The sequence below is a fragment of the Streptomyces sp. NPDC058701 genome, from assembly GCF_042715295.1.
Lineage (GTDB): Bacteria > Actinomycetota > Actinomycetes > Streptomycetales > Streptomycetaceae > Streptomyces.
Genome location: NZ_JBHXSY010000018.1, coordinates 118,201 through 143,459 on the forward strand (window position 1 = coordinate 118,201; position 25,259 = coordinate 143,459).

16 protein-coding genes and 1 pseudogene are annotated in these 25,259 nt (G+C 73.6%); 12 read left to right on the forward strand and 5 right to left on the reverse strand.

The window, feature by feature from the left end:
• Positions 1-79 precede the first annotated feature (79 nt).
• Both guaB and ACFWW8_RS20985 read left to right on the forward strand, forming a co-directional pair.
• Complete coding sequence (gene guaB / locus ACFWW8_RS20980; protein ID WP_386530439.1) at positions 80-1,585, forward strand: IMP dehydrogenase; 1,506 nt, start codon at positions 80-82, stop codon at positions 1,583-1,585.
• A 165-nt stretch (positions 1,586-1,750) separates the two neighbouring features.
• On the forward strand, positions 1,751-2,875 hold the full coding sequence (locus tag ACFWW8_RS20985) for a GuaB3 family IMP dehydrogenase-related protein (protein ID WP_386530440.1): 1,125 nt from the start codon (positions 1,751-1,753) through the stop codon (positions 2,873-2,875).
• Between the two features lie 76 nt (positions 2,876-2,951).
• Here ACFWW8_RS20985 and ACFWW8_RS20990 read toward each other — a convergent pair whose 3' ends face one another.
• A complete protein-coding gene (locus ACFWW8_RS20990; protein ID WP_386530441.1) occupies positions 2,952-3,425 on the reverse strand; it encodes a hypothetical protein in 474 nt (157 codons plus the stop codon).
• Between the two features lie 115 nt (positions 3,426-3,540).
• Positions 3,541-4,770: a nucleotide sugar dehydrogenase gene (locus ACFWW8_RS20995; RefSeq protein ID WP_386530442.1), complete on the reverse strand. Its 1,230-nt coding sequence runs from the start codon at positions 4,768-4,770 to the stop codon at positions 3,541-3,543.
• Positions 4,771-5,027: 257 nt separating this feature from the next.
• Here ACFWW8_RS20995 and ACFWW8_RS21000 point away from each other — a divergent pair, with 257 nt between their 5' ends.
• The 6 genes from ACFWW8_RS21000 (at position 5,028) to ACFWW8_RS21025 (ending at position 17,988) form a co-directional block, all read left to right on the forward strand.
• The gene (locus ACFWW8_RS21000) at positions 5,028-6,734 is read left to right on the forward strand and encodes a glycerol-3-phosphate dehydrogenase/oxidase (protein WP_386530443.1); all 1,707 of its coding nucleotides are present in this window, start codon (positions 5,028-5,030) and stop codon (positions 6,732-6,734) included.
• A gap of 176 nt (positions 6,735-6,910) precedes the next feature.
• Positions 6,911-9,661, forward strand: a complete 2,751-nt coding sequence (locus tag ACFWW8_RS21005; protein WP_386530444.1) for a protein kinase — start codon at positions 6,911-6,913, stop codon at positions 9,659-9,661.
• A 77-nt stretch (positions 9,662-9,738) separates the two neighbouring features.
• Entirely contained in the window at positions 9,739-12,621 is a 2,883-nt protein-coding gene (locus tag ACFWW8_RS21010; RefSeq protein WP_386530445.1) for a protein kinase, read from the forward strand.
• A gap of 125 nt (positions 12,622-12,746) precedes the next feature.
• Entirely contained in the window at positions 12,747-14,423 is a 1,677-nt protein-coding gene (locus ACFWW8_RS21015) for a serine/threonine-protein kinase (RefSeq protein WP_386530446.1), read from the forward strand.
• Between the two features lie 123 nt (positions 14,424-14,546).
• Positions 14,547-16,178 carry a succinic semialdehyde dehydrogenase gene (locus tag ACFWW8_RS21020; RefSeq protein ID WP_386530447.1) on the forward strand — a complete coding sequence of 544 codons (1,632 nt, stop codon included), beginning with the start codon at positions 14,547-14,549 and terminating at the stop codon, positions 16,176-16,178.
• Between the two features lie 10 nt (positions 16,179-16,188).
• Positions 16,189-17,988, forward strand: a complete 1,800-nt coding sequence (locus tag ACFWW8_RS21025; protein WP_386530448.1) for a GMC oxidoreductase — start codon at positions 16,189-16,191, stop codon at positions 17,986-17,988.
• A 661-nt stretch (positions 17,989-18,649) separates the two neighbouring features.
• Here ACFWW8_RS21025 and ACFWW8_RS21030 read toward each other — a convergent pair.
• Positions 18,650-18,931: pseudogene (locus ACFWW8_RS21030) on the reverse strand (chorismate mutase); the annotation flags it as partial.
• 296 nt (positions 18,932-19,227) lie between these two features.
• Between ACFWW8_RS21030 and guaA the strand changes: the two are divergent.
• The 4 genes from guaA (at position 19,228) to ACFWW8_RS21050 (ending at position 23,714) form a co-directional block, all read left to right on the forward strand.
• Positions 19,228-20,814 carry a glutamine-hydrolyzing GMP synthase gene (gene guaA, locus ACFWW8_RS21035; protein ID WP_386530449.1) on the forward strand — a complete coding sequence of 529 codons (1,587 nt, stop codon included), beginning with the start codon at positions 19,228-19,230 and terminating at the stop codon, positions 20,812-20,814.
• 158 nt (positions 20,815-20,972) lie between these two features.
• On the forward strand, positions 20,973-21,824 hold the full coding sequence (locus ACFWW8_RS21040; protein ID WP_386530450.1) for a class II aldolase/adducin family protein: 852 nt from the start codon (positions 20,973-20,975) through the stop codon (positions 21,822-21,824).
• A gap of 102 nt (positions 21,825-21,926) precedes the next feature.
• Positions 21,927-23,183, forward strand: coding sequence for a hypothetical protein (locus tag ACFWW8_RS21045; protein ID WP_386530451.1), 1,257 nt, complete (start codon positions 21,927-21,929; stop codon positions 23,181-23,183).
• Between the two features lie 18 nt (positions 23,184-23,201).
• Entirely contained in the window at positions 23,202-23,714 is a 513-nt protein-coding gene (locus ACFWW8_RS21050) for a DoxX family protein (RefSeq protein ID WP_386530452.1), read from the forward strand.
• Here the strand turns inward: ACFWW8_RS21050 and ACFWW8_RS21055 are convergent.
• Positions 23,660-23,884: a hypothetical protein gene (locus ACFWW8_RS21055; RefSeq protein ID WP_386530453.1), complete on the reverse strand. Its 225-nt coding sequence runs from the start codon at positions 23,882-23,884 to the stop codon at positions 23,660-23,662. The two genes, ACFWW8_RS21050 and ACFWW8_RS21055, sit on opposite strands and share 55 nt — an antisense overlap.
• Positions 23,871-25,175, reverse strand: a complete 1,305-nt coding sequence (locus ACFWW8_RS21060) for a PspC domain-containing protein (protein WP_386530454.1) — start codon at positions 25,173-25,175, stop codon at positions 23,871-23,873. The genes ACFWW8_RS21055 and ACFWW8_RS21060 overlap by 14 nt, the downstream gene beginning before the upstream one ends.
• Between the last annotated feature and the right edge of the window lie 84 nt (positions 25,176-25,259).

Here is a 25,259-nt window from a genome sequence, read left to right on the forward strand (position 1 = left end):
CCTTGGTCGTGGAATGAGACGCCCCGCGATCCCGTTAGCATGGATATCCCCGCTGAGCAAGACCATTTGGGAAGGTGTCATGACTGTCAACGCCGACGGAGTGCCCGACAAATTCGCCACGCTCGGGCTTACCTACGATGACGTCCTGCTGCTGCCGGGCTCGTCGGACATGGCGCCGGACGAGATCGACACCTCCTCCCTCATCTCGCGGAACGTCCGCGTGAACGTTCCGCTGCTCTCCGCCGCCATGGACAAGGTCACCGAGGCCCGCATGGCCATCGCGATGGCCCGCCAGGGCGGCGTCGGCGTGCTGCACCGCAACCTCTCCATCGCCGACCAGGCCAACCAGGTCGATCTGGTCAAGCGCTCCGAGTCCGGCATGGTCACCGACCCGATCACGGTGCACCCGGACGCGACGCTGCGCGAGGCGGACCAGCTGTGCGCGAAGTTCCGCATCTCCGGCGTCCCGGTCACCGACCCGGCGGGCAAGCTCCTCGGCATCGTCACCAACCGCGACATGGCCTTCGAGTCGGACCGCAGCCGCCAGGTGCGCGAGGTCATGACCCCGATGCCGCTGGTCACCGGCAAGGTCGGCATCTCCGGCGTCGACGCCATGGAGCTGCTGCGCCGCCACAAGATCGAGAAGCTTCCGCTGGTCGACGACGCGGGCATCCTCAAGGGCCTCATCACGGTCAAGGACTTCGTCAAGGCCGAGCAGTACCCGAACGCCGCCAAGGACAAGGACGGCCGGCTGCTCGTCGGCGCGGCCGTCGGTGTCGCCGGTGACGCGTACGAGCGCGCCCAGGCCCTGATCGAGGCGGGCGCCGACTTCATCGTCGTCGACACCGCCCACGGCCATTCCCGTCTGGTCGGCGACATGGTCGCCAAGATCAAGTCGAACGGCGCCATCGACGTCATCGGCGGCAACGTCGCCACCCGCGACGGCGCCCAGGCGCTGATCGACGCCGGCTGCGACGGCATCAAGGTCGGCGTCGGCCCCGGCTCCATCTGCACCACCCGCGTCGTCGCCGGCATCGGCGTCCCGCAGGTCACCGCCATCTACGAGGCCGCGCTCGCCGCCAAGGCCGCGGGCGTCCCGGTCATCGGCGACGGCGGCCTCCAGTACTCCGGCGACATCGCCAAGGCGCTCGTCGCCGGCGCCGACACGGTCATGCTCGGCTCGCTGCTCGCGGGCTGCGAGGAGTCCCCGGGCGAGCTGCTCTTCATCAACGGCAAGCAGTTCAAGTCGTACCGCGGCATGGGCTCGCTCGGCGCGATGCAGTCCCGCGGCGACCAGCGCTCCTACTCCAAGGACCGCTACTTCCAGGAGGGCGTCGGCGGCGACGACAAGCTCATCCCCGAGGGCATCGAGGGCCAGGTTCCCTACCGCGGCCCGCTCTCCGCGGTCGTGCACCAGCTCATCGGCGGCCTGCGCCAGTCGATGTTCTACGTCGGCGGCCGCACGGTTCCGGAGCTGCAGGACCGCGGCCGCTTCGTCCGGATCACCTCGGCGGGCCTCAAGGAGAGCCACCCGCACGACATCCAGATGACGGTGGAGGCACCGAACTACAGCCGCAAGGGCTGAACCGCATGACGTGAGGGGCGGGTCCCGGACGGCGTTCTCCACAGCCGGCCGGGCCCGCCCCTTCGCCGTGCGCGCGCGGGTACGTCCGTACAGCGGTCACCGAGACGCAGTCCTCCGCCCGTCGGGGATACTGGACGGGCAGACCCACAGGAAAGGCCACCACACGTGACTGAGATCGAGATCGGGCGCGGCAAGCGCGGCCGCAGGGCGTACGCGTTCGACGACATCGCCATCGTCCCGAGCCGGCGTACCCGGGACCCGAAGGAGGTCTCGATCGCCTGGCAGATCGACGCGTACCGCTTCGAGCTCCCCTTCCTGGCCGCCCCCATGGACTCGGTCGTCTCCCCGCAGACCGCGATCCGCATCGGCGAGCTCGGCGGCCTCGGCGTGCTGAACCTCGAAGGCCTGTGGACCCGGTACGAGGACCCGCAGCCGCTGCTCGACGAGATCGCGGAGCTGGACGAGGAGACCGCCACGCGCCGTCTCCAGGAGATCTACGCCGCCCCGATCCAGGCGGACCTGATCCGCCAGCGCATCAAGGAGGTGCGCGACTCCGGTGTCGTCACCGCCGCCGCGCTCTCCCCGCAGCGCACCGCCGAGTTCTCCAAGGCCGTCGTCGAGGCGGGCGTGGACATCTTCGTCATCCGCGGCACCACCGTGTCGGCCGAGCACGTCTCGGGCGCGGCCGAGCCGCTGAACCTGAAGCAGTTCATCTACGAGCTCGACGTCCCCGTCATCGTGGGCGGCTGCGCCACCTACACGGCGGCCCTGCACCTGATGCGCACCGGCGCCGCGGGCGTCCTGGTCGGCTTCGGCGGCGGCGCCGCGCACACGACGCGCAACGTCCTCGGCATCCAGGTCCCGATGGCCACCGCCGTCGCGGACGTGGCCGCGGCCCGCCGCGACTACATGGACGAGTCCGGCGGGCGCTACGTGCACGTCATCGCCGACGGCGGCGTGGGCTGGTCGGGCGACGTCCCGAAGGCCGTCGCCTGCGGCGCCGACGCCGTCATGATCGGCTCCCCGCTGGCCCGTGCCACCGACGCGCCCGGCAAGGGCAACCACTGGGGCATGGAGGCCGTCCACGAGGACGTGCCGCGCGGCAAGAAGGTGGACCTGGGCACCGTCGGCACCACCGAGGAGATCCTCACCGGGCCGTCGCACTCCCCGGTCGGCTCGATGAACATCTTCGGCGCGCTGCGCCGCTCGATGGCCACCACCGGCTACAGCGAGCTCAAGGAGTTCCAGCGGGTCGAGGTCACGGTCGCGGATTCCCAGCACAGCCGCTGACCGGGCATCACGTCCGAACGCCGGAGGGCCGGCACCCCGAGCGGGGTGCCGGCCCTCCGGCGTGTGCGGGCGCGGATCAGTCGCTGACCTTCCGGGCGGTACCGAAGGCGACGACTCCGCCGATGGCGAGGAACAGGTAGTCCATGGCCTCGGCCGATTCCTTCCAGATGTCGTTCAGGCCGCCGATGCCCGGGTCGCTCAGCACGTCGCCGAGTCCGATGTGGGCGAACTCGGAGAGCGCGAGCGCGATGAAGAACAGCTGGCCGAGGTAGACGGCGCCGACCGACAGCACCGCGCTGACCACGGGGAGGGCCGGGTTCTTCCCGCCGATCTTGCCGGCGGCGAGGCCGACGAGGGCGCCGACGGCGACCGCGGCGTAGCCGACCTGGCGGTCGATGGCGTTCATGATCCCGCCGTACGCGCCGGCCGCGACCAGCGCCGCGACGACGGCGGCCAGGATTCCGAAGCCGACGTTGCCGCTCCGGGCCGGGGCGGGGGCGGGGGCCGCGGTGTAGGAATCGGGCGCGGGCGGCTGGAAGCTCTGTGCCATTGGGAATCCCCCCAGGGAAATCGGACGCACGGGTGTCCACGGGACGTAAGTGCGAGATAAGTGACGCCGCAGGCTAGCACCCGTATCCGACATCCACCGGGGGTTTCCCGGCGCCTCAGAGGCGGTGGGCCGCGCCCGCCGGACTGGCGCCGCGGGTGTCCAGCAGCAACTGCGCCTTCACCGCGAGACCTTGCAGGTCATAGGTGCGGTGGTGCTGGAGCAGGATGGTCAGGTCGGCGTTGGCGGCGGCCTCGTACAGCGATTCCGCGCGGGGGACCGGCTGGTCGCGGACGCGCCAGCTCGCGATGTAGGGGTCGTGATAGCTGATCAGTGCGCCGAGGTCGATGAGGCGGCTGGCGATCTCGCGGGCCGGGGAGCCCTCCTGATCGGCCAGGTCGGGCTTGTAGGTGACGCCGAGGAGGAGGACGCGGGCGCCTCGGGCGGACTTGCCGTGCTCGTTCAGCAGGGTGGCGGACCGCTGGATGACGTACTGCGGCATCCGGTTGTTGATCTCCTGCGCCAGGCCGATCATGCGCAGGGGGTGGCCGGGGGTGCGGGTGGTGTGGGGGAGGTAGTTGGGGTCCAGGGGGACGCCGTGGCCGCCGACCCCGGGGCCGGGGCGGAAGGCCTGGAACCCGTACGGCTTGGTCTCGGCGCAGCGGATGACGTCCCAGAGGTCGACGCCGAGGTCATGGCAGAGCACCGCCATCTCGTTCATGAGGGCGATGTTGACGTGCCGGTAATTGGTCTCCAGGAGCTGTACGGTCTCCGCTTCGCGCAGGCCGCGGGCGCGGACCACCTTCTCGGTGAGCCGGGTGTAGAACGCGTGTGCGGACTCGGTGCAGGCGGGGGTGAGGCCGCCGATCACCTTGGGGGTGTTGGCGATGCCATGCGTCCGGTTGCCCGGGTCGAGGCGGCTGGGGGAGTAGGCGAGGTGGAAGTCCCGGCCGGCCCGCAGCCCGGATCCCTCTTCGAGGATCGGGCGGAGGTAGTCCTCGGTGACGCCCGGGTGGACGGCCGATTCGAGGATCACGGTGGTGTGCGCGCGCAGCCGGGCGGCCAGCGCGCGGCCGGCCTCGCCGACCGCGGAGAGGTCGAGTGCACGATCGGCGCCGAGCTGGGTAGGAGCGCAGACGACGGCGGTGCGGACCCGGCCGAGCTCGGCGGGGTTGGTGGTGACCCGGAAGCCGGCCGCCGACATGCGGCGGATCTCGGCGGCGGTGAGGGTGGAGTCCGTGACCGGACCGCTGTCGTAGCCGACCGTCTCGATCCCGGCGGCGACGGCCGCCTGGGCGAGGGGGAGGCCGAGATGGCCGAGTCCGATGACGGCGAGATCTGCGGGCATTGGGGGGTGCCGTCCCTTCCCTGACATGAGGGGGATGCGTGCGCAAGCCCTGTGGACAGGGGTGCCGGAGGGGAGCTGGCGCAATGTCAGACTAGGCGTATATATGACAGATATGTCGCATTCTGCGGCGGTGATCGTTCGTGTGTTGTCCACAGGCGGTGGCTGATGTGGGTAGGGGCGGTCAGAATCATGAACGGGTGGTGTGAGCGGGATCACCCGCACGAAGCGGGGTAGACCCGCACCAACGGGAGGCAGCCGTGAGGACAGCGACACTGGGGCCGGCGGAGCGCGCCGAGGCCCTCGCCCGAATGGCCGAGCGGGAACTGGACGTGCTGGTCGTGGGCGCGGGCGTGGTGGGCGCCGGCACCGCGCTCGACGCGGTGACCAGAGGGCTCTCGACGGGTCTGGTGGAGGCGCGGGACTGGGCTTCGGGCACGTCCAGCCGGTCGAGCAAACTGATACACGGCGGCCTCAGGTATCTGGAAATGCTGGACTTCGCCCTGGTGCGCGAGGCGCTCAAGGAGCGCGGCCTGCTGCTGGAGCGGCTCGCCCCGCACCTGGTGAAGCCGGTGCCGTTCCTCTACCCCTTGCAGCACAAGGGCTGGGAGCGGCTGTACGCCGGCTCCGGCGTCGCCCTGTACGACGCGATGTCCGTCTCCAGCGGGCACGGCCGGGGCCTGCCCGTCCACCGGCACCTGTCGCGCAAACAGGCGCTGCGGGTGGCGCCCGCCCTGCGCAAGGACGCGCTGGTGGGGGCCCTGCAGTACTACGACGCCCAGATGGACGACGCGCGGTACGTCGCCACGCTGGTCCGCACCGCCACGGCCTACGGCGCGCACTGCGCCAACCGCGCGCGGGTGGTCGGCTTCCTCCGGGAGGGCGAGCGGGTCGTCGGCGCGCGGGTGCAGGACGTCGAGGGCGACGGGGAGTACGAGATCCGCGCGAAGCAGGTCGTGAACGCGACGGGGGTGTGGACGGACGACACCCAGGCACTGATCGGGGAGCGCGGGCAGTTCCACGTCCGGGCCTCGAAGGGCATCCACCTGGTCGTTCCGAAGGACCGGATCCATTCGAGCACCGGGCTGATCCTGCGGACCGAGAAGTCGGTGCTGTTCGTCATCCCGTGGGGGCGCCACTGGATCGTGGGCACCACGGACACCGAGTGGGACCTGGACAAGGCGCACCCGGCGGCGTCGAGCGCGGACATCGACTACCTGCTGGAGCACGTGAACTCGGTGCTGTCGGTCCCGCTGACGCGGGACGACGTCCAGGGGGTGTACGCGGGGCTGCGGCCGCTGCTGGCCGGCGAGTCGGACGCGACGAGCAAGCTGTCGCGGGAGCACACCGTGGCGCACCCGCTGCCGGGGCTGGTGGTCGTGGCGGGCGGCAAGTACACGACGTACCGGGTGATGGCGAAGGACGCCGTCGACGAGGCCGTGCACGGGCTGGACCAGCGGGTGGCGGAGTGCGTGACGGAGGACGTGCCGCTGGTGGGGGCGGAGGGCTACCGGGCCCTGTGGAACGGGCGGGCGCGGATCGCCGCCCGGACGGGTCTTCACGTGGTGCGGGTGGAACACCTGTTGAACCGGTACGGCTCGCTGACGGAGGAACTGCTGGATCTGATCGCCGCCGAGCCGGGGCTGGCCGAGCCGGTGACCGGGGCGGACGACTACCTGCGGGCGGAGATCGTGTACGCCGCCTCGCACGAGGGGGCGCGGCACCTGGACGACGTGCTGACGCGGCGGACGCGGATCTCGATCGAGACGTTCGACCGGGGGGTGCGGTCGGCGCGGGAATGCGCGGAGTTGATGGCGCCGGTGCTGGGCTGGGACAAACAGCAGGTCGAGAAGGAAGTGGAGCACTACGAGAAGCGGGTTCAGGCGGAGCGGGAATCGCAGCGCCAGCCCGACGACCAGACGGCGGACGCGGCGCGGCTGGGGGCGCCCGACATCGTTCCGTTGTAACTCCGGGATGTGGAAGGGGGAACCGCGGACCCGGGGGGTCCGTCCGTTGCGGAGTGAGGAACAATGAGGGGCCTGCCGGGGCGGGTTACCGCGGACCCCGGACGCTGCCGGGTCCGTCGGCGTCACCGGCTCCGCCGGCGCCGCCGGAGCGGGCGGCACGATCGCAGAGGGGACGCATGTCGAAGCCGGAGCACACCGAGTCGCCTGCGGCGGAGCTGGACGATGCGGGTCCGGCTGCGCAGGCACCCGCCGACTCACCTGGCGGTGGGCCGTCCGGGGAGTCGCCCGCCGGTACGCCTGCGGCGGTGCCCGAGGGTGCGGAGTCCGCGGCCGGGGCCGCGGCCGCGAAGCCGGGGGTCGCCGCCGAGGCCGGGGACGCGGAGACGGACGCGGTGAAGTCCGGGCCGGTGAGCCCGGCCTCCGCCGAGCCCGCGACGGCGAAGCGCGTGCCCGGGCCGGGCAAGGCCGAGCCCGCGCCGGCAAAGGCCGGTGCTGCTGAGGCGGCGAAGCCCGCGCCCGTGAAGGCCGCGGCCGCTGACGAGGTGCCGGCGAACGCCGAGCCGACGAACGCCGAGCCGGTGAAGGGCACTGGGTCCGGATCGGCGGAGGCCGGGACGGGAACGTCCGGGTCCGCGAAGGCCGATGCCGCTACGTCGGGGTCGTCCGGCGGCCGGGACGCTGCGGTGGGGGAGCCCGAGGACGCGCGGCCTGACGCGGCGAAGCCCGTGGAGGATGCCGCACCGGCGGTCGGGGCGAGGACTGCGAAGCCCGTTGCCGCGGCTGAGGACCCGGAGCCCGCCGGTCGGGCCGAGGACGCGAAGCCGGCGGCCGGGGGCACGAAGGCCGGGCGCGCGATCGACGACGCCACTCCCGTCGCCGAGATCGAGCTGGTGAAGCCGGCGGGCCGGGGCGAGGACGCCAAGGCCGTCGGCCGGAGCGGTGCCGGCAAACCGTCCGCGAGCGAGGGCAAGGACGAGGGACGGCTGCTCGCCGGGCGGTACCGGCTGAGCACCGTGCTCGGCAAGGGCGGCATGGGCACCGTATGGCGGGCGGAGGACGAGATCCTCGGCCGGACGGTCGCCGTCAAGGAACTCCGGTTCAGCACCGGGGTCGACGAGGACGAGAAGCGCCGGCTCATCACCCGTACCCTCCGCGAGGCCAAGGCGATCGCCCGGATCCGGAGCGGCGGCGCGGTCACGGTCTACGACGTCGTCGACGAGGACGCCCGCCCGTGGATCGTCATGGAGCTCATCGAGGGCCCCTCCCTCGCCGAGTTCGTCCGGGAGCACGGCCCGCTGACGCCCCGTCGCGCCGCCGAGGTCGGCCTCGCCGTGCTCGACGTGCTGCGGGCCGCGCACCGCCAGGGCATCCTGCACCGCGACGTGAAGCCCTCCAACGTGCTCATCGCCGGCAACAGCGGGCGCGTCGTCCTCACCGACTTCGGCATCGCGCAGGTCGAGGGGGACCCCTCGGTCACCTCCACCGGCATGCTCGTCGGAGCCCCCTCCTACATCTCCCCGGAGCGCGCGCGCGGCCACAAGCCCGGCCCGCCCGCCGACATGTGGTCGCTCGGCGGCCTGCTGTACGCCTCGGTCGAGGGGGTGCCCCCGTACGACAAGGGGTCCGCGCTCGCGACCCTGACCGCCGTGATGACCGAGCCGGTCGACCCGCCCAAGAACGCGGGCCCGCTCACCGAGGTCATCTACGGCCTGCTGGCCAAGGACCCGGCCCACCGGCTCGACGACACCCGGGCGCGGGCGATGCTCACCGCCGTCCTCGACGCCCCCGAGCCGGCGCCTGCTCCCGTGGCCTCCCCGACCGCGGAGGAGACCCGGCAGATATCGCTCGCGGACGCCAAGGAGGCCGCCGACAACGTCGCCGCCGAGAAGGCGGAGAAGGCGGCTGAGAAGGCGGCGAAGAAGGAGCGCGAACGGCGGGACCGCGAACAGCGCGAACGGGCCCGCGCCGCGCTGAAGTCCGCCCGGAAGGCCGCGGTCGTCGCGGCCGCCGCCACGGCCGCCACGGCCGCCGAAGCCCCCGGGCCCGCGCCCGAGACCAGGCCCAAGCCCAAGGCGTCGCCCGTCGCCGCGTCGCTCACCGACGTCGTGCCGCGGCGCACCCTCGCCCTCGCGGTCGTCGCCGTGGTCGTGGTGCTGGCGGCGCTCGGCTCCCTGATCGCCTACCTGGTCAGCGGGGACGACAAGGACGGACGCAAGGACGAGGGCAAGGGCGGCCGGCCCACCCCGGCCGCGTCCGGCACCCCCTCCGCGGGCGGTACCCCGCAGCAGTCAACGGCCCCCTCGCCGAACGCGAGCCAGCCGGGCGGCAACACCGCCGGCGAACCGGGCCAGAACCAGGGCCAGGGCCAAGGCCAGAACCAGGGCCAGGGCCAGCAGACGCCCGGCGCCGACCAGGGGCAGGGGCAGGGGCAGGGCCAGGGCCAGGGGTCCGCTCCCGGTGCCGGCGCGCTGCCGGCCGGGTACACCACGCTCTCGGATCCCGGGTTCCACTTCTCGATGGCGATGCCCGAGGGCTTCCGCAGGACGGCGACGGCGGGCGAGAACTCCGGCGCCATATACAGCCGTGACGGCGGCTTCCCGCGCATCCAGGTCGACTTCACCCCCACCCCCGGCAACGACGCCAAGGCCGCGTGGCTCGGCCTGGCGGTGTCGACCGCGGCCAACAGCGACAACTACCGGCAGATCCGCATAGACACGGTGGACTACCGGGGCTACCCGACCGTCGCCGACTGGGAGTTCGAGCGCGAGCAGAAGGGCATCAAGGTGCGGGTCCTCAACCGCGGCTTCAAGATGGACGCGAAGCACGGCTACGCGATCATGATCAGCTGCCCCGCGGACCAGTGGGACGCCCCGGAGTGCACGCAGATGCGCACCACGGCCTTCGAGACCTTCCAGCCGCTCGGCTGACCTCGGGACGCGGGCGCCCTGCGCGTCGTATCGTGTCAGCGGGTCCATGGGGGGCCGCCGCACTCGGGGGAGGCGATGTGGAGGAGTACGCGGGCCGGATCCTGGCCCAGCGCTACCGTCTGCCGTTGCCGCCGTCGGACGAGTTCGAGCTCGTCGAGACCCGGGCCTTCGACACGCGGAGCGGGCAGGAAGTCCTCGTACGGCAGGTGCCGTTGCCCGAGGTCGTGGACGCCGAGCTGCTCGACGGCCACCGGGTCACCCCGACCCCGGGCCGCGGCGGGGTGGCCGAACTGCCGGCCGTCCGGCGCGCCATCGAGGCGGCGCAGGCGGCGGCCGCGATCCCGGACCACCCCCGGCTGGACCAGGTCTTCGACGTGTTCGCCGAGGGCGGTTCGCTGTGGATCGTGAGCGAACTGGTCCCGGCCAGGCCGCTGGCCGCGCTGATAGCGGACGAGCCGCTGAGCGCGTACCGGGCGGCCGAGGTGGCGTCGGACGTGCTGACCGCGCTGCGGGTGCTGCACGCGCACGGGTGGACGCACCGCAACATCACCGTGCGGACCGTGCTGGTCTGCGACGACGGGCGGGTCGTGCTGACCGGGCTCGCGGCGGGCGCTGCCGAGGAGGCCCTGTGCGGGTACGACCCGGTCCCGCGGCCCGCGTTCGGCTCCGACGCGGGGTGGGGCCAGAGCGTGCCCCCGGGGCAGTACGCCGCTCCCGGCACGGACGCCGGGGCTCCGGGACCGCTGCCGTGGCCGCTGCCGCATCAGGGCCCGGCGGCCGGACCGCACCCCGGTGGGGGTGCCGGGCAGCCCGGCGCGGGGCTGGAGGTGTTCGCCGGTCCGGCGGCCGGTCCCGACACGGGTTCCGCCGACCCCTTCCCGGCGGCCGGCCCGTACGCCGCTCCGGACGCGCCCGAGCCGCCCGCCGCGCGGCAGGGTCCGCCCGCCGCCGCGTACGCGCCGCTCGTCGCCCCCGGGTACGACACGGGGCCGCGCTACACCGACCACATCACCCCCGAACGCGCCGGGGAGCGCCCCGACGAGCGGCCCGAGCTGAAGGCCGCCGCGCGCGCCGGAGCCATCGCCGCCTACCGGGCCGGGGCGCAGGCCGCCGCCGCCCGGGTCACCGAGCAGCGCAAGGCCGTCGAGGAGGCGCGGCCCGAGGGGTCGAACCTCCCGCAGGGGTACTCGTACCCGTACGGCGGCCCGGAGAGCGGCGCCACCGGCACCCGCGCCCCCTGGCACGGGGCCACCCCCCGCCACCAGGCGCTCCCGCCGGGCCCGGCCCGGCCGGCGGACCCGGCCTCCGCCGCGGACCCGGTGCCGGAGGCGGGCGGCGGCGTACCCCGTCCGGCGGCCCGTCCCGAGCCGTACGCCCCGGCCGACCCGGGAGCGGCCGGGCGGCACGAGCCGTACCCGGCACCGCCGTCGCAGCCGCAGCCGTACCCGGAGCACCGCACCGAGCCGTACCCGGCCCCGGGGGCGCCGACCGCCCCGCAGGCGCCGCCCGGGGCGTCGCTGCCCGCGCGGCTCGCGCTGCCGCAGGGGTACCGGCAGGCCGACGCCCCGACCGGGGGCGGGTCGCCGGCGGCGGGCTCCCCCGGGCAGGGTCCAGCCGTACGGCGCCCCGGGCCGGCCCAACCGGCCAGGCCGCCCCGGTCCGCCCCGGCGGGCAGCTGGGGTGCCCGGCCGCAGCCGGCCCCGCCCGCCGGCCCTGGCCCGTCAGCACCGGGCCGGCCCGCTCCGGGCCGTCCCGAGCCGCGGCCCGGCCGGGACGGCCCGCGCACCGGGCTGGACGCCGAGCGGGCCCGGCAGACGCGGATGGCCGTCGTCGGGGCCGTCACCGAGCGCTGGGCCCCCGAGCAGGCCGGTCCCGTGCACGGACACTGGCAACTGGCCGCCCCCGTCGGCCCGGCCACCGACCTGTGGGCCCTCGGCGCGCTGCTGTACCGCGCCGTGCAGGGGCACGCCCCGTACCCCGAGGACAGCGTCGCCGAACTCGTCGAGATGGTCTGCGCGGAGCCACCCGCCTTCGCGGAGGAGTGCGGGGCGCTCCGCCCGATCGTCGAGTCGCTGCTGCGCCAGGACCCCACCGAGCGGCCCGACTTCGAGGAGCTGCGCGGCTGGCTCCGTTCCCTCGTGCGGTCCGCCCCCGAGCCCGAGGCCGGTTTCGGGATCCTGCCGATGGCGGAACCCGACCCCGCGCGGCTGCCCGTCGTACGCCGCCGCGGCGAACTCCACGGGAGGCACCGCAATCCCGCGGGCCCGCGCGCGCCCCGCTCCCTCGGCCGGACGCTGCTCGTCGGGGTGCTGGCCCTGCTCGCCGGGGCGGTGGCGTACGCGATGCTCTTCATGCCCCGGGCCGGGGAGCAGGACGGGCGGGCCGGCGCCGGCCAGGCCCCGCAGAAGCAGAGCCAGGGTCCCTCGCAGACGCCCGCCGGCACGCCCGAGTCGAAGCCGGCGCCCCAGTCGACGACACCGCCCCCGTCGGCGGCGCCCACCGTGCCGGCGCCGCCCGGCTACACCGTCCAGCAGGATCCGGAGCACTTCCAGATCGCGGTGCCCGACGGCTGGGACCGCAACGGCATCAACGAGGCCGGCCAGGTGCGCTTCACGCAGGGGCAGTTCGTCCTCACCGTCGTGCCGGGCCGGGACAAGGTCCAGGGCAATCCGGACCCGGAGGCGTACCAGAAGGACAAGGAACCGGAGCTCAACCCGTACCGCAGCTCCACCTGGTCCTCCGTCGGCGACATCAAGCGGACCACGGTGGGCCGGCAACTCAGCGTCACCGCCCGGTACACGTGGATCGACGGCAACGGCCGCAACGTCTTCGCGCGGAACTTCGTCGTCGCCCTCGGCGGCAGTTACCACGTGGTCATCGTCACCGGTCCGGAGGACGAGTCGGGGAAGGTCACCGAGGTCTTCGAGAAGGCCACGGCCAGTTACCGGGCGGGCGGTTGAGGAATTCCTGACGGCCGATCAGTACGGCGATTGCGTCACAGTGCTGTCTCTGGGCGCCCGGGCGGTTCCGGCAGCGCCCGTGCGCTCCGTAACCTGTCCTGAAGTGCGGAGAGCGGCGGGGTTTCGTGGAACAGCAGACAGGCGGGGGCACCGTGCTCGCGGGCCGGTACCGGCTCATCGAGCCGATCGGCCGCGGCGGCATGGGCAAGGTGTGGCGCGCTCATGACGAGCTGCTCCACAGGACCGTCGCGGTCAAGGAGCTGACGGCGGGTCTGTACGTGGCCCAGGCCGACCGGGAGGTCCTGCACGCCCGGACGCAGAAGGAGGCCCGGGCCGCGGCCCGTATCCAGCACCCCGCGGTCGTCACCGTGCACGACGTGCTGGAGCACGACGACCGGCCGTGGATCGTCATGGAGTACATCGACGGGCCGTCCCTGGCGGAGGCGGCCAAGGCGGCCGGCCGGATCGAGCCCGGCGAGGCGGCCCGGATCGGGCTGCACGTCCTGGGCGCGCTGCGCGCCGCGCACGCGGTCGGGGTCCTGCACCGGGACGTGAAGCCGGGCAACGTGCTGCTGGCCAAGGACGGCCGGGTGCTGCTCACGGACTTCGGGATCGCGGCCATCGAGGGCGACTCCTCCATCACGCGCACCGGCGAGATCGTCGGCTCCATCGACTACCTGGCACCCGAGCGGGTCACCGGCGGGGCCCCCGACCCGTCGTCCGACCTGTGGTCGCTGGGCGCCACCCTGTACACGGCCGTCGAGGCGCGCTCGCCGTTCCGCCGCACCTCGCCGATCTCCAGCCTCCAGGCCGTGGTCAACGACGAGCCGCCGCCGCAGCGCCAGTCCGGCGCCCTGGGGCCGGTCATCACGGCCCTGCTGCGCAAGGACCCGGCCGAGCGGCCCTCCGCCGCGGAGACCGAGCGGATGCTGCTGGAGGCGATGGAGGGCCGGCAGCCGAAGGCGGCGCAGGCGTACGTCCCCACGCGCGCGGTGACCAGCGAGGAACTGGCCCCGGCGCAGGACCGCCCCGACCACCGCCAAGAGGACGGGGCGCACAACGCCGCGCACGCCCCCCGGCCCCCGCGGGACCCCTCGGGCGGCTCCGCCGCGACGGCCACCCTCCCGGACCGGGCCGCTCCCGGCGGCGGGGCCATGGGCCGCGTCCGGCGCGCGGCGGCGGTCGCGCTGGTGGCGGCGCTGCTCGGCGGCGGCGGTGTCTTCGGGGTGCTGAAGTTGACCGGTGACGACGACACCGGCAAGGGCGGCGGCGGGGACAAGAACGCGAGCGTCCCCGACCAGCAGAACCCGGGCGGCGACCCGCGGGCGCAGGAAACCGCCGGGCCTCCGGCGGGCTGGAACAAGGTCACCGATCCCACCGGCTTCACCCTCTTCGTCCCGGAGGGCTGGACGCGCCAGATGGACGGCAACCAGATCGACTACACCCCGGACAACGGGAAGCACTTCATCCGGATCGCCGTGGACCCCACCCCGGACTACCGGGACGCCTACGCCCACCTGCTCGACCTGGAGAAGCAGGTGCAGAAGCGGACGGATTACAAGCGGCTGCTGCTGAAGCCGAACACCTTCCGGGACAGCATCCGGTCCGCGCTCTGGGAGTTCACGTACACCGAGAAGGGGACGCACGCGGGCCCGCGCCGGTCCATCGAGCAGATGTACATCGCGCCCGACGAGACCGAGTACGCGATTTACGTGTCGAGCCCCGCCGCCGAGTGGAGCACGACCCGCCAGCAGTTCGACACCGTGCTCAGCGGCTGGGAGCCGCCCGCGAAGAAGCAGTGACCCCGGCGCGCGGGCGGTGATCCCGCCAAACCCGCCGATCGTGCCAGCGATCACTGGCGGAAAACACAAAATCCGGTTACCCACGGGTACCCAAAGGCTCGCGGGCGCAATACGCTCACCGCCATGACGGACTCGCAGGCCCCCGCCGCCCCCCTCCGCGCCGCACCGCGGCCCACCAACCCGGTCGCCCCGGCCCCGGCGGGCGTCCGCACCGCCGCCGACGTGGTCACCCCCGACCTGGTCGCCCGGCTGACCCGCGGCATCATCGGCTCCGGCCGGACCGCCAACCACACCCCCTTCACCGGGGACCGGCTGGCCGAGCTCCCCGAGGCCACCCCCGAGGACGTCGTCGAGGCCTTCGACCGGGCCCGCGCCGCGCAGCCCGCCTGGGCCGCCGTCCCCGTACGCAAGCGGGCCGCGGTGCTGCTGCGCTTCCACGACCTGGTCCTCGCCCGGCAGGCCGAGGTCCTCGACCTCATCCAGCTGGAGACCGGCAAGGCCCGTCTGCACGCCCACGAGGAGGTCCAGGCGGTCGCCATCGCCGCCCGCCACTACGGCCGCAAGGCCCCCTCGTACCTGCGCCCCAAGGGCCACACCGGTGCGATGCCCACCCTCACCAAGGTCACCGAGCTGCGCCAGCCCCGCGGCGTCGTCGGCCAGATCGCCCCCTGGAACTACCCCCTGGAGCTGTCGGTCGGCGACGCGCTGCCCGCCTTCGTCTCCGGCAACGCGGTCGTCATGAAGCCCGACACGGAGACCGCGCTCACCGCCCTGTGGGCCCGCGACCTGCTCATCGAGGCCGGACTGCCCGCCGAGGTCTTCCAGATCGTCCTCGGCGAGGGGCCCGTCATCGGCCCGGAGGTCGTCCGGCACGCCGACTACGTCTCCTTCACCGGCTCCACCCGTACCGGCCGCGAGGTCGCCCGGGGCGCGGCCGACCGCCTCGTCGGGGTCTCCCTCGAACTCGGCGGCAAGAACGCCATGCTCGTCCTGCACGACGCCGACGTGGAGAAGGCCGCCGCCGGCGCCGTCCGCGCCTGCTTCTCCTCCGCCGGCCAGCTGTGCATCTCCATCGAGCGGCTGTACGTCCACGCCTCGATCGCCGACACGTTCGTCGAGCGCTTCGCCGCCCGCACGAAGGCCATGCGCCTGGGCAGCTCGCTGGCCTACGGCGCCGACATGGGCTCGCTGGTCGGGACGCGCCAGCTGGAGACCGTCCAGCGGCACGTGGAAGAGGCCGTCGCCAAGGGCGCCGTCCTCGTCGCCGGCGGCACCGCCCGCCCCGACATCGGCCCCCTCTTCTACGAGCCCACCATCCTCGACGGCGTCGAGGCGCCCATGGCCGTGTGCGGTGAGGAGACCTTCGGCCCGGTCGTCTCCGTCTACCGCTTCACCGACGAGGACGAGGTCATCGCGCAGGCCAACGCCACCGCCTACGGCCTCAACTCCAGCGTCTGGACCAAGGACGCCCGCCGCGGCCACGCCGTCGCCACCCGCCTGCGCACCGGCACCGTCAACATCAACGAGGGCTACGCCCCCGCCTACGGCAGCGCCCGGGCGCCGATGGGCGGCATGAAGGACTCCGGCCTCGGCCGCCGCCACGGCTCCGAGGGCATCCTCAAGTACACCGAGGCCCAGACCGTCGCCCACCAGCGGCTGCTGCCGATGGCGCCCTCGCTGGGCATGGACGACGAGAAGTACGCGGCGTTCATGACCCGCAGCCTCCAGGTCATGAAGGCACTCCGACTGCGTTAGGGGCCCACCCGTGTCGCACGCGTACGACTACGACGTCATCGTCATCGGATCGGGGTTCGGCGGGTCGGTCTCGGCCCTGCGCCTGACCGAGAAGGGGTACCGGGTCGGCGTCCTGGAGGCAGGACGCCGGTTCACCCGCGAGAGCCTGCCGAAGAACAGCTGGGACCTGCGCAACTACCTGTGGGCCCCGGCCCTCGGGCTGTACGGGATCCAGCGCATCCACCTGCTCGGCAACGTCATGGTGCTGGCCGGCGCCGGAGTGGGCGGCGGCTCGCTCAACTACGCCAACACCCTCTACGTGCCGCCCGCCGCCTTCTTCGAGGACCGCCAGTGGGCGTCCATCACCGACTGGCGCAGCGAGCTCGCCCCCTACTACGACCAGGCCAAGCGGATGCTCGGGGTGCGCCTGAACCCGACCATGACCGCCTCCGACGTCCACCTGAAGGCCGTCGCCGAGCAGATGGGCGTCGGGGACTCCTTCCACATGGCCCCCGTCGGCGTCTTCTTCGGCGACGGCAAGGACGGCGAGAACGGCGAGCAGGGCGCGAGCCGCGCCCGGGCCAGGCCCGGCGAGGAGGCCGCCGACCCGTACTTCGGCGGCGCCGGACCCGCCCGCAGCGCCTGCACCGAGTGCGGCGAGTGCATGACCGGCTGCCGGCACGGCGCGAAGAACACGCTGAACGAGAACTACCTGCACCTCGCCGAGCGTGCGGGCGCCGTCATCCACCCGATGACCACGGTCACCGCGCTCGCCGAGGACCCCGAGGGCGGCTACCGCGTCCGCACGGTCCCCACCGACGGCCGGCGCAGCGGCCGGGCGAAGGTGCTGCGCGCCGCGTTCGTGGTCGTGGCGGCGGGCACGTACGGCACCCAGACCCTGCTGCACACCATGAAGGACCGCGGGGAGCTGCCGCGCCTGTCGGAGCGGCTCGGCGAGCTGACCCGGACCAACTCCGAGGGCCTGGTCGGCGCGCAGACCGATGACCGCCGCTACCGCAGGCGGCACGGCGCGGACCGCCGCGCCGACTTCACCCACGGCGTGGCGATCACCTCCTCGGTCCACCCCGACGCCGACACGCACATCGAGCCCGTCCGCTACGGCAAGGGCTCCAACGCGATGGGGTTCATGACGATCCTCCAGGTGCCGTACGCCCGGCACCGGGTCCGGGCCTGGTTCGCCCGGACGGCGCGGCACCCCCTCCAGATGGCGCGCTCGCTGTCCAACCGGCGCTGGTCCGAGCGGACCATCATCGGACTGGTCATGCAGTCGCTCGACAACTCCCTGACGACCTACCGCAAGCCGGGCGGCATCGGCAAGGGCCTGCTCACGGCCCGCCAGGGCCACGGCGCCCCGAACCCGGTCCAGATCGCGGAGGCCACCCGGGCCGCGTCCCTGCTGGCGGAGGAGATCAACGGCTTCGCGGGCAGCAACATCGGCGAGCTGATGGGCACCCCGCTCACCGCGCACTTCCTCGGCGGCTGCCCGATCGGGGCGTCGGCGCAGGAGGGCGTCGTCGACCCGTACCACCGGCTCTACGGACACCCGGGCATCTCGGTGGTGGACGGCTCGGCCGTCTCCGCCAACCTCGGCGTCAACCCGTCGCTGACGATCACGGCGCAGGCGGAGCGGGCGATGTCGTACTGGCCGAACAAGGGCGAGCAGGACGCGCGCCCGGAGCAGGGAGCGGCGTACGTCCGCCTCCCCGCGGTGGAACCGGTCCGCCCGGCGGTGCCGAAGGAGGCCTTCGGGGCGCTGCGGCTGCCGTTCCTCGCAATCCCCGAGGTGCCGGCGAAGCCGGAGGCGCCGTAGGCCGTGTCTTTCGGATCATGGCGGGCCCGGGCTGCCCGGCACCGCGCCTCGCGGCGTTCTCGTCGGTCGCCGACACACCACGTCGGCTCCCTCCTCGGCCTTGCGATGCACGGCACCGGACACCCCGGGCTGATCCGCCCTGATCCGAAAGAAACGGCCTAGCGGGAACGCGGGGCCGGCGGGACGCGCGGCGACGCACGTACGGGCGGGGACTGCACTCCCCCTCCGAGCGCAGTCCCCGCACGCATGTGGTGACACGTGGCCCGCACGGATGGTTGTACCGGAACCAGCGCTCCCGGTCCGTGTCGTCCGTCACAGGGTGAAGGGCGGACCGGCGGGGAGGGGTCTGCGGGGAGGGCCGTCGGGTAGGTGCCCGCCGGGAGGGGCCGTACGCGCGGAACGGCCGGCCCGGGGCGTCCCCCCGACCGGCCGTCCTGTCACGGACCGGGCTGCTGTCCCCTGCCGTCCGGTCACGCTGAGGAGCGAGGTCCCACGACACACGCTCCACGGGGCGTGCGTCTCATCGCTCCGGCGGAGCCACGCGTGGTGCTGCGGTCCCGCGCCTGGCTGGCGCGGCCACCCTCACCAACGAAGGGCCGCGGGGCCGGTCACGGTCCGGACGGGTGACGAACGGGCGTGACACGGCCCGCGGCCGCGGGCGTCAGACCCGGCCCCGGCACAGCTCCAGCAGGGTCATCGCCAGGGTGGTGCCCGGCTTTCCGAGTGCGGCGCTCCAGTGCGAGAGCACCTCCATCTCGCGGGACAGGTGCACCCGGCGGCCTCCGGAGGTGATCCGGGCCTCCTGGATGACCGCGGAGACGGCCATCCGCTCCTGGATCAGCCCGATGATGCGGTCGTCGAGGGCGTCGATGCGGGTGCGGGAGTCGGCGATCAGCTGCTCGGGGGTGGTGGTCGTCGTGGTCATGGCGGATCTCCTGGGGCTCTGGTGCGCGGGGTGGACGAGGCCGGCAGGAACGGGAACGCAGGAGCGCCCCGGTCCTGTCGGACCGGGGCGCTCTCTGGGAAGTCAGCGGCTCAAGCGAGTATCACGAGGACCCATGGCGACCGGACCGACCGGTGCCATAGGTAAAGAGGAAGCTCAGCTGCTCGCGCATGGAACGGATTATGACCTTCCGTCCCCCTTCAGGCCAAGCCGGTTCGGATGGTGAGACGAAGAGGGGCTCGGGTCCCCCGTTAGAATCGACAAAACAGCCACTTCTTCCGCCGGAAGGCCGCCCCGTGCCAGAAGCACCCTCCGCCGCCCACGACAGCGCCCCGGACACGGTTCTCGTCGTCGACTTCGGCGCCCAGTACGCCCAGCTCATCGCCCGCCGCGTCCGCGAGGCACGGGTCTACAGCGAGATCGTCCCCAGCACGATGCCGGTGGCCGAGATGCTGGCCAAGGACCCCAAGGCGATCATCCTCTCCGGCGGCCCCTCCTCCGTGTACGAGGACGGCGCTCCCACCATAGACGGCGCCCTGTTCGAGGCCGGCGTCCCCGTCTTCGGCATGTGCTACGGCTTCCAGCTGATGGCGGTCACCCTCGGCGGCCAGGTCGACAACACCGGCGCCCGCGAGTACGGCCGCACCCCGCTGGCCGTCTCCAAGTCCGGCTCCACCCTCTTCGAGGGCACCCCCGACAACCAGTCGGTCTGGATGTCCCACGGCGACGCGTGCTCCGCCGCCCCCGAGGGCTTCACCGTCACCGCGTCGACCGGCGTCGTCCCGGTCGCGGCCTTCGAGAACGACGAGAAGAAGCTGTACGGGGTCCAGTACCACCCCGAGGTCATGCACTCCACGCACGGCCAGCAGATCCTGGAGCACTTCCTCTACCGAGGCGCGGGCCTCGCCCCCACCTGGACCACCGGCAACATCGTCGAGGAGCAGGTCGCCGCCATCCGCGAGCAGGTCGGCGACAAGCGCGCCATCTGCGGCCTCTCCGGCGGCGTGGACTCCGCGGTCGCCGCGGCGCTCGTGCAGAAGGCCATCGGGTCGCAGCTCACCTGCGTCTACGTCGACCACGGCCTGATGCGCAAGGGCGAGACCGAGCAGGTCGAGAAGGACTTCGTCGCGGCCACCGGCGTCCAGCTGAAGGTCGTCGACGCGCAGGAGCGCTTCCTGAACGCGCTGGCCGGAGTCTCCGACCCGGAGACCAAGCGCAAGATCATCGGTCGGGAGTTCATCCGCGTCTTCGAGCAGGCGCAGGCCGAGATCATCGCCGAGGGCGGCGCGGACGTGGCCTTCCTGGTGCAGGGCACCCTGTACCCGGACGTCGTCGAGTCCGGCGGCGGCACCGGCACCGCGAACATCAAGTCCCACCACAACGTGGGCGGCCTCCCCGACGACATCGAGTTCGAGCTCGTCGAGCCGCTGCGCCAGCTGTTCAAGGACGAGGTCCGGATGGTCGGCCAGGAGCTGGGCCTGCCGGACGAGATCGTCCAGCGCCAGCCGTTCCCCGGCCCCGGCCTCGGCATCCGCATCGTCGGCGAGGTCACCAAGGAGCGCCTGGACCTGCTGCGCGAGGCCGACGCCATCGCCCGCCACGAGCTCACCGCCGCCGGTCTGGACCGCGAGATCTGGCAGTGCCCGGTCGTCCTGCTCGCGGACGTCCGCAGCGTCGGCGTCCAGGGCGACGGCCGCACCTACGGCCACCCGATCGTGCTGCGCCCCGTCTCCTCCGAGGACGCCATGACCGCGGACTGGACGCGCATGCCGTACGAGGTGCTCGCCCGGATCTCCACCCGGATCACCAACGAGGTGCCGGACGTGAACCGCGTGGTCCTCGACTGCACGAGCAAGCCCCCGGGCACCATCGAATGGGAGTGACCGGGTCCTGACCCGCGTACGACGGCGCCGCCGCTCAGCCAGGCTGAGCGGCGGCGCCGTCCTTTTCGCCGGTGCGCGGCCCTGTTCTCCTCGCGCGGCGGCCAGTACCTTGCGCCGACGACCGGCGGAGCGCGGACGACCGACGAGGAGAGCGAGCGATGGCCGACGAGACGGCGGCGGACGTACGGCCCGGCCCGGCGACGGACCCGCGGCCCGGCACGCCGCCCGGTCCGGTGCCCGGCACGCCGCCCGGTCCGGTGCCGGTGGACCGGCTGCGCTTCGACATGCCGCCCGGGCACGCGGACCCCGCCGACGAGCGCGCCCACCGCAAGGAACGCCTCGCCGAGGCGCTGCGGCTGCTGGGCGCCCTCGGGTACGAGGACGGGGTGGCCGGGCACGTCAGCGCGCGGGACCCGGAGTTCGACGACTGCTACTGGGTGAACCCCTTCGGCCGGGCCTTCGCCACGCTGACCCCCGACGACCTGCTGCTGGTCGACGGGGACGGACGGGTCCGCCAGGGCGGGCGCCGCGTCAACGGCCTGGCCTTCGCCGTGCACGCGGCCGTGCACCGGGAGCGCCCCGGGGCGGTGGCCGTCGTCCGCACCCGCGGCCCGTACGGCGGGGCGCTCGCCGCGCTCGGCGAACTGCTCGCCCCGATCACGCAGGAGGCCTGCGCCTTCTACGGGGACCACGCGCTCCTCGACGAGTGCTCCGCGGCCGAGGACCCGCACCGCGTCGGTCGGGCGCTGGGACCGTACAAGGCGCTGATCCTGCGCAACCGCGGACTGCTGACGGTCGGTGACACGGTCGACGCCGCCGTCTGGTGGTTCGTCGCGGCCGAGCGGGCGGCGCAGGTGCAGCTGACCGCGCGGGCGGCCGGGAAGCCGGTGCCCGTCGACCACCGCGGGGCGGTGCTCATGCGCGAGCGGTTCGGGTCCGATCTGGCCGCCTGGGCGAACTACCAGCCGTTGCGCCAGACGGCCCCGCGACCGGTGGCGTCAACATCATGAACTGCTCATCACCTGCTCTGACATCGTGCGCAATCCGGAGCACTGTCGCAGTGGTGCACAATTCGCTGGCATTGCACCGTAGTTCAGAGAGGCGGCACGCACGTGGCTGTCCAAGAGATCTCCCGAAGTACCCACACCACCGCCTGTGCCTGTGAGGAGTGCGCACGGGAAGGCCACCGGCGCGCCGTCGCCGCGTTCCTGGAGAAGCGGGACGAGTTCGCCGCCGGCCACGGCGTGCCGGCCGCCGTCGCCCACTCCCTCGGCGCGTCCCGGCAGTGGGTCTCCGACGAGCTGACGCTGTCGGCCCGCACCGTCGCCGACCGGGGCCGGGAGGCCGGGAACTCCTGGCTGTACCTGTTCTCCCGGCGGGCCGTGCTCGCCGTATGGATCGCCGCCGGCGTCCTGCTGCTGGTCCAGGTCGGCGCCGCGCTCGGCACCGGATGGTCCACCGCGCGCACCGCCGGGCTGCTGGCGGCCCTGCTGCTGGCCGGGCTGCTCACGCTCGCGGCGCGCGCCCAGTCCGTGCGCGGCGGGCTGCTGGCGCCGCTCGTCGGCGAGGACAACCGGCTCTCCACCTCCAAGGCCGTGCCGAGCGCCTGGGTGGTGCTGGCCGCGTTCGCCACGCTGCTGCCCGCGCTGCGGCTGGCGGCGTCGGTGCCCGGCCCCGAGCGGCAGGCCCTGTACGCGGGGTTCGCCCTGGAGGGCGCGCTGCCGCTGCTGGCGGTCGTCGCGCTGACCTCGCTGGTGGCCGTCCTGGTCCGCCGGGTGGTCTCCGTACGCATCATGGGCCAGCGGCTGCAGAAGCTGCCCGCGGACCGGCCGCGCGGGGTGGACCTGCTCACCGACGACGCCGGGCGCGGCTCCTTCCCCGACGCGCAGTACGTCCTGGTCTCGGCGGTGGTACTGGTCCACGCGACGGTGTCGCTGGCCCGCTTCCCGGACCGGCTGCCCCGGATGCCGTGGGCGCTGGCCCTGCTGGTGGCCCTGTCGGCCGCGGTCTACCTGGCGGCCAAGTACGCGGAGGGCAGCCGCCCGCTCGTCCTGTCGGTGGTGCGCAGACGGGAGCCCGGGGACCTGGACGCCGCCGTCCGCCCCGGCGACGACATCGAGATCCGCGGGGTGGGCTTCGTGCCGCCCGGGGCGCAGACCCCGGAGATGCTGGCCCGGCTGGTCGTACGGATCGGGGCGGTGCACGTGCACGTGCCGCTGGTCCCGGTGGCGGGCGGGTTCACCAACCCCACGGACGCCGTGCTGACGGTGCCGGTACCGGCGGAAGTGGAACCGGGGCGCGTGGACGTCCAGGTGGTGACCGCCGCAGGAGTGGAATCCAACCGCTGCACCATCGACGTGGCCGAGTGATCGGGGTACACATGTCGCGTGAATCGAACCGATGTACTTGACGTCGCCCCGTCGGAACCCTCCCCGCTGAAGGAGCGCGCGGCCCGGTACGCGCTGCTGCCCCTGCGGATCTTCCTCGGCGTGACCTTCGTCTACGCCGGCCTGGACAAGCTGACCGATTCCGCCTTCCTCGCCGCCACCGGCGACGGTTCCATCGGCGACCAGATGCGCGGCGTGCGCGACAGCTCCGCGATCCCGGCCATGGTGGACATGGCGCTGGAGTCCCCGGTGGCCTTCGGGACGGTCATCGCCCTCGGGGAGCTCCTGGTCGGCCTCGGGATCCTGGCCGGCCTGCTGACGCGGATCGCGGCCCTCGGCGGAGCGCTGATCTCGCTCAGCCTCTGGCTCACCGTCTCCTGGGCGGTGTCCCCGTACTACTACGGCAACGACCTGGTCTACCTGATGGCCTGGACCCCGCTGATCATCGCCGGAGCGCCCTACTGGTCGCTCGACGCGCTGATCCGCTCACGGCGGTCCCTGCGCACGGCGTAGGTCACCATCCCGACCAGGGCGGCCACCGACAGGCCGCCCGCGGCCATCGGGATCACCAGGAACCACGGCAGATCGGCCCGTCCGGTCGCGTCGAGCAGGTGGAGCACGCCCGCGGCGATCAGGACGAGCCCCGCCAAGAGCCGCCCCGGCTGGAATTCATGACGCCGCACGGGCCACCTCCACCTGTCCCACACCCGTGTCCAGGTGCAGCTCGATCGTCCCGCCGGCCTCGGTGCCGGGGGAGGGGGGCAGCGTCGCCCCCCGGGTCTCGCCGCCGCGTCGGACACGGAAGTCCCGGCTGGTCTCACCCGGCAGGTGGATGTCGCCGAACCGGACCGACACGTCCGCCACGGCCGTCACCTCCCGCGGCACGATCACCTTCAGCCGGCCCGCGTCCAGGGAGGCGCGGACCGCCACGGTGGTGCCCTTCGGCACGTCCAGGCGGCTCAGGTCCAGCGTGGCGAGCCCCGTGCCCGCCTCGTACGAGGGCCGTACGTCGGCCACCGCGGCCGGCCGCCAGTCGACCCGGCGCCAGTCCGTGCCGATCTCGGCGGGCAGCGCCGACGCGCCCGCCAGCAGCCCGGCGGTGACGAGGGCGAGGAGGACGGTGCCGAAGCCCGTACGCCCCTTGAACGAGCTGACCGCGAGCCCGAGGCCGAACACGGCCAGGGCAGAGGCCAGAGCGATCTGCAGGGCGTGGGTCATCGTGCCGCCCTCCCATACGGAGGACGCGGCCCCGGCCCCGGTCAGCACGGCCAGCACGAACACCCGGCCCCCGATGCCGCCGCGCGGGCGGACCGGGACGCAGCGCGCGGCCGGCGCCGCCGGGGCGCCGGTCCGGGCGTCGACGACCTCGTCGTCGGGCCCCCACAGGTACCCGGTCCCGCCGACCGGGCCGGTGGTGCCGTCCTTGACCAGCGGGTCCCGCCACCACGACGGGCCGCCGGGGGCGGGCGGCGCCTTCGTCTCCGGCGGGGCCGGTGAGTGGGCCGGCCGGTGCGAGGCCGGTGCCTCCGTCTCGGGAGCGGCGACCCGGCGCCGCTGCGACCAGTACGAGGCGACGCCCAGCACCAGGATGACCAGGATCGAGAAGACCGCCATCTCGCCGTTGTCCAGCATCGACAGGAACAGCGCGCAGCCCACCATGGCGGCGAACACCGCCGCCATGGTGGCGCCCTCGACCCGGCCGGTCAGCAGCTTCTTCGCCTCGCTCTCCTCCTCGCCCTCCAGCGGGAGCAGCAGCCAGGCGAATCCGTAGAAGATCAGGCCGACGCCGCCGGTGACCGCGAGGACGCCGAGGAAGATCCGGAAGACCACCGGGTCCAGGTCGAAGTGCCGGCCCAGCCCCCCGCACACGCCCGCGAGGACCTTGTCGCGCCTGGCGCGGCGCAGGAGCGGCCGGTCCGCCGGGGGCGGCGCGGACCCGGGGGCCGCCGACGGGGCGTCGTGTACTTCGGTCATGCGTCCATGGTGACGGGCCGCGGCGTCCCGCGGCACCCGGCCCGACCCTGGCGCAACCCTGATATCCCCCCGACGGAACTGGGG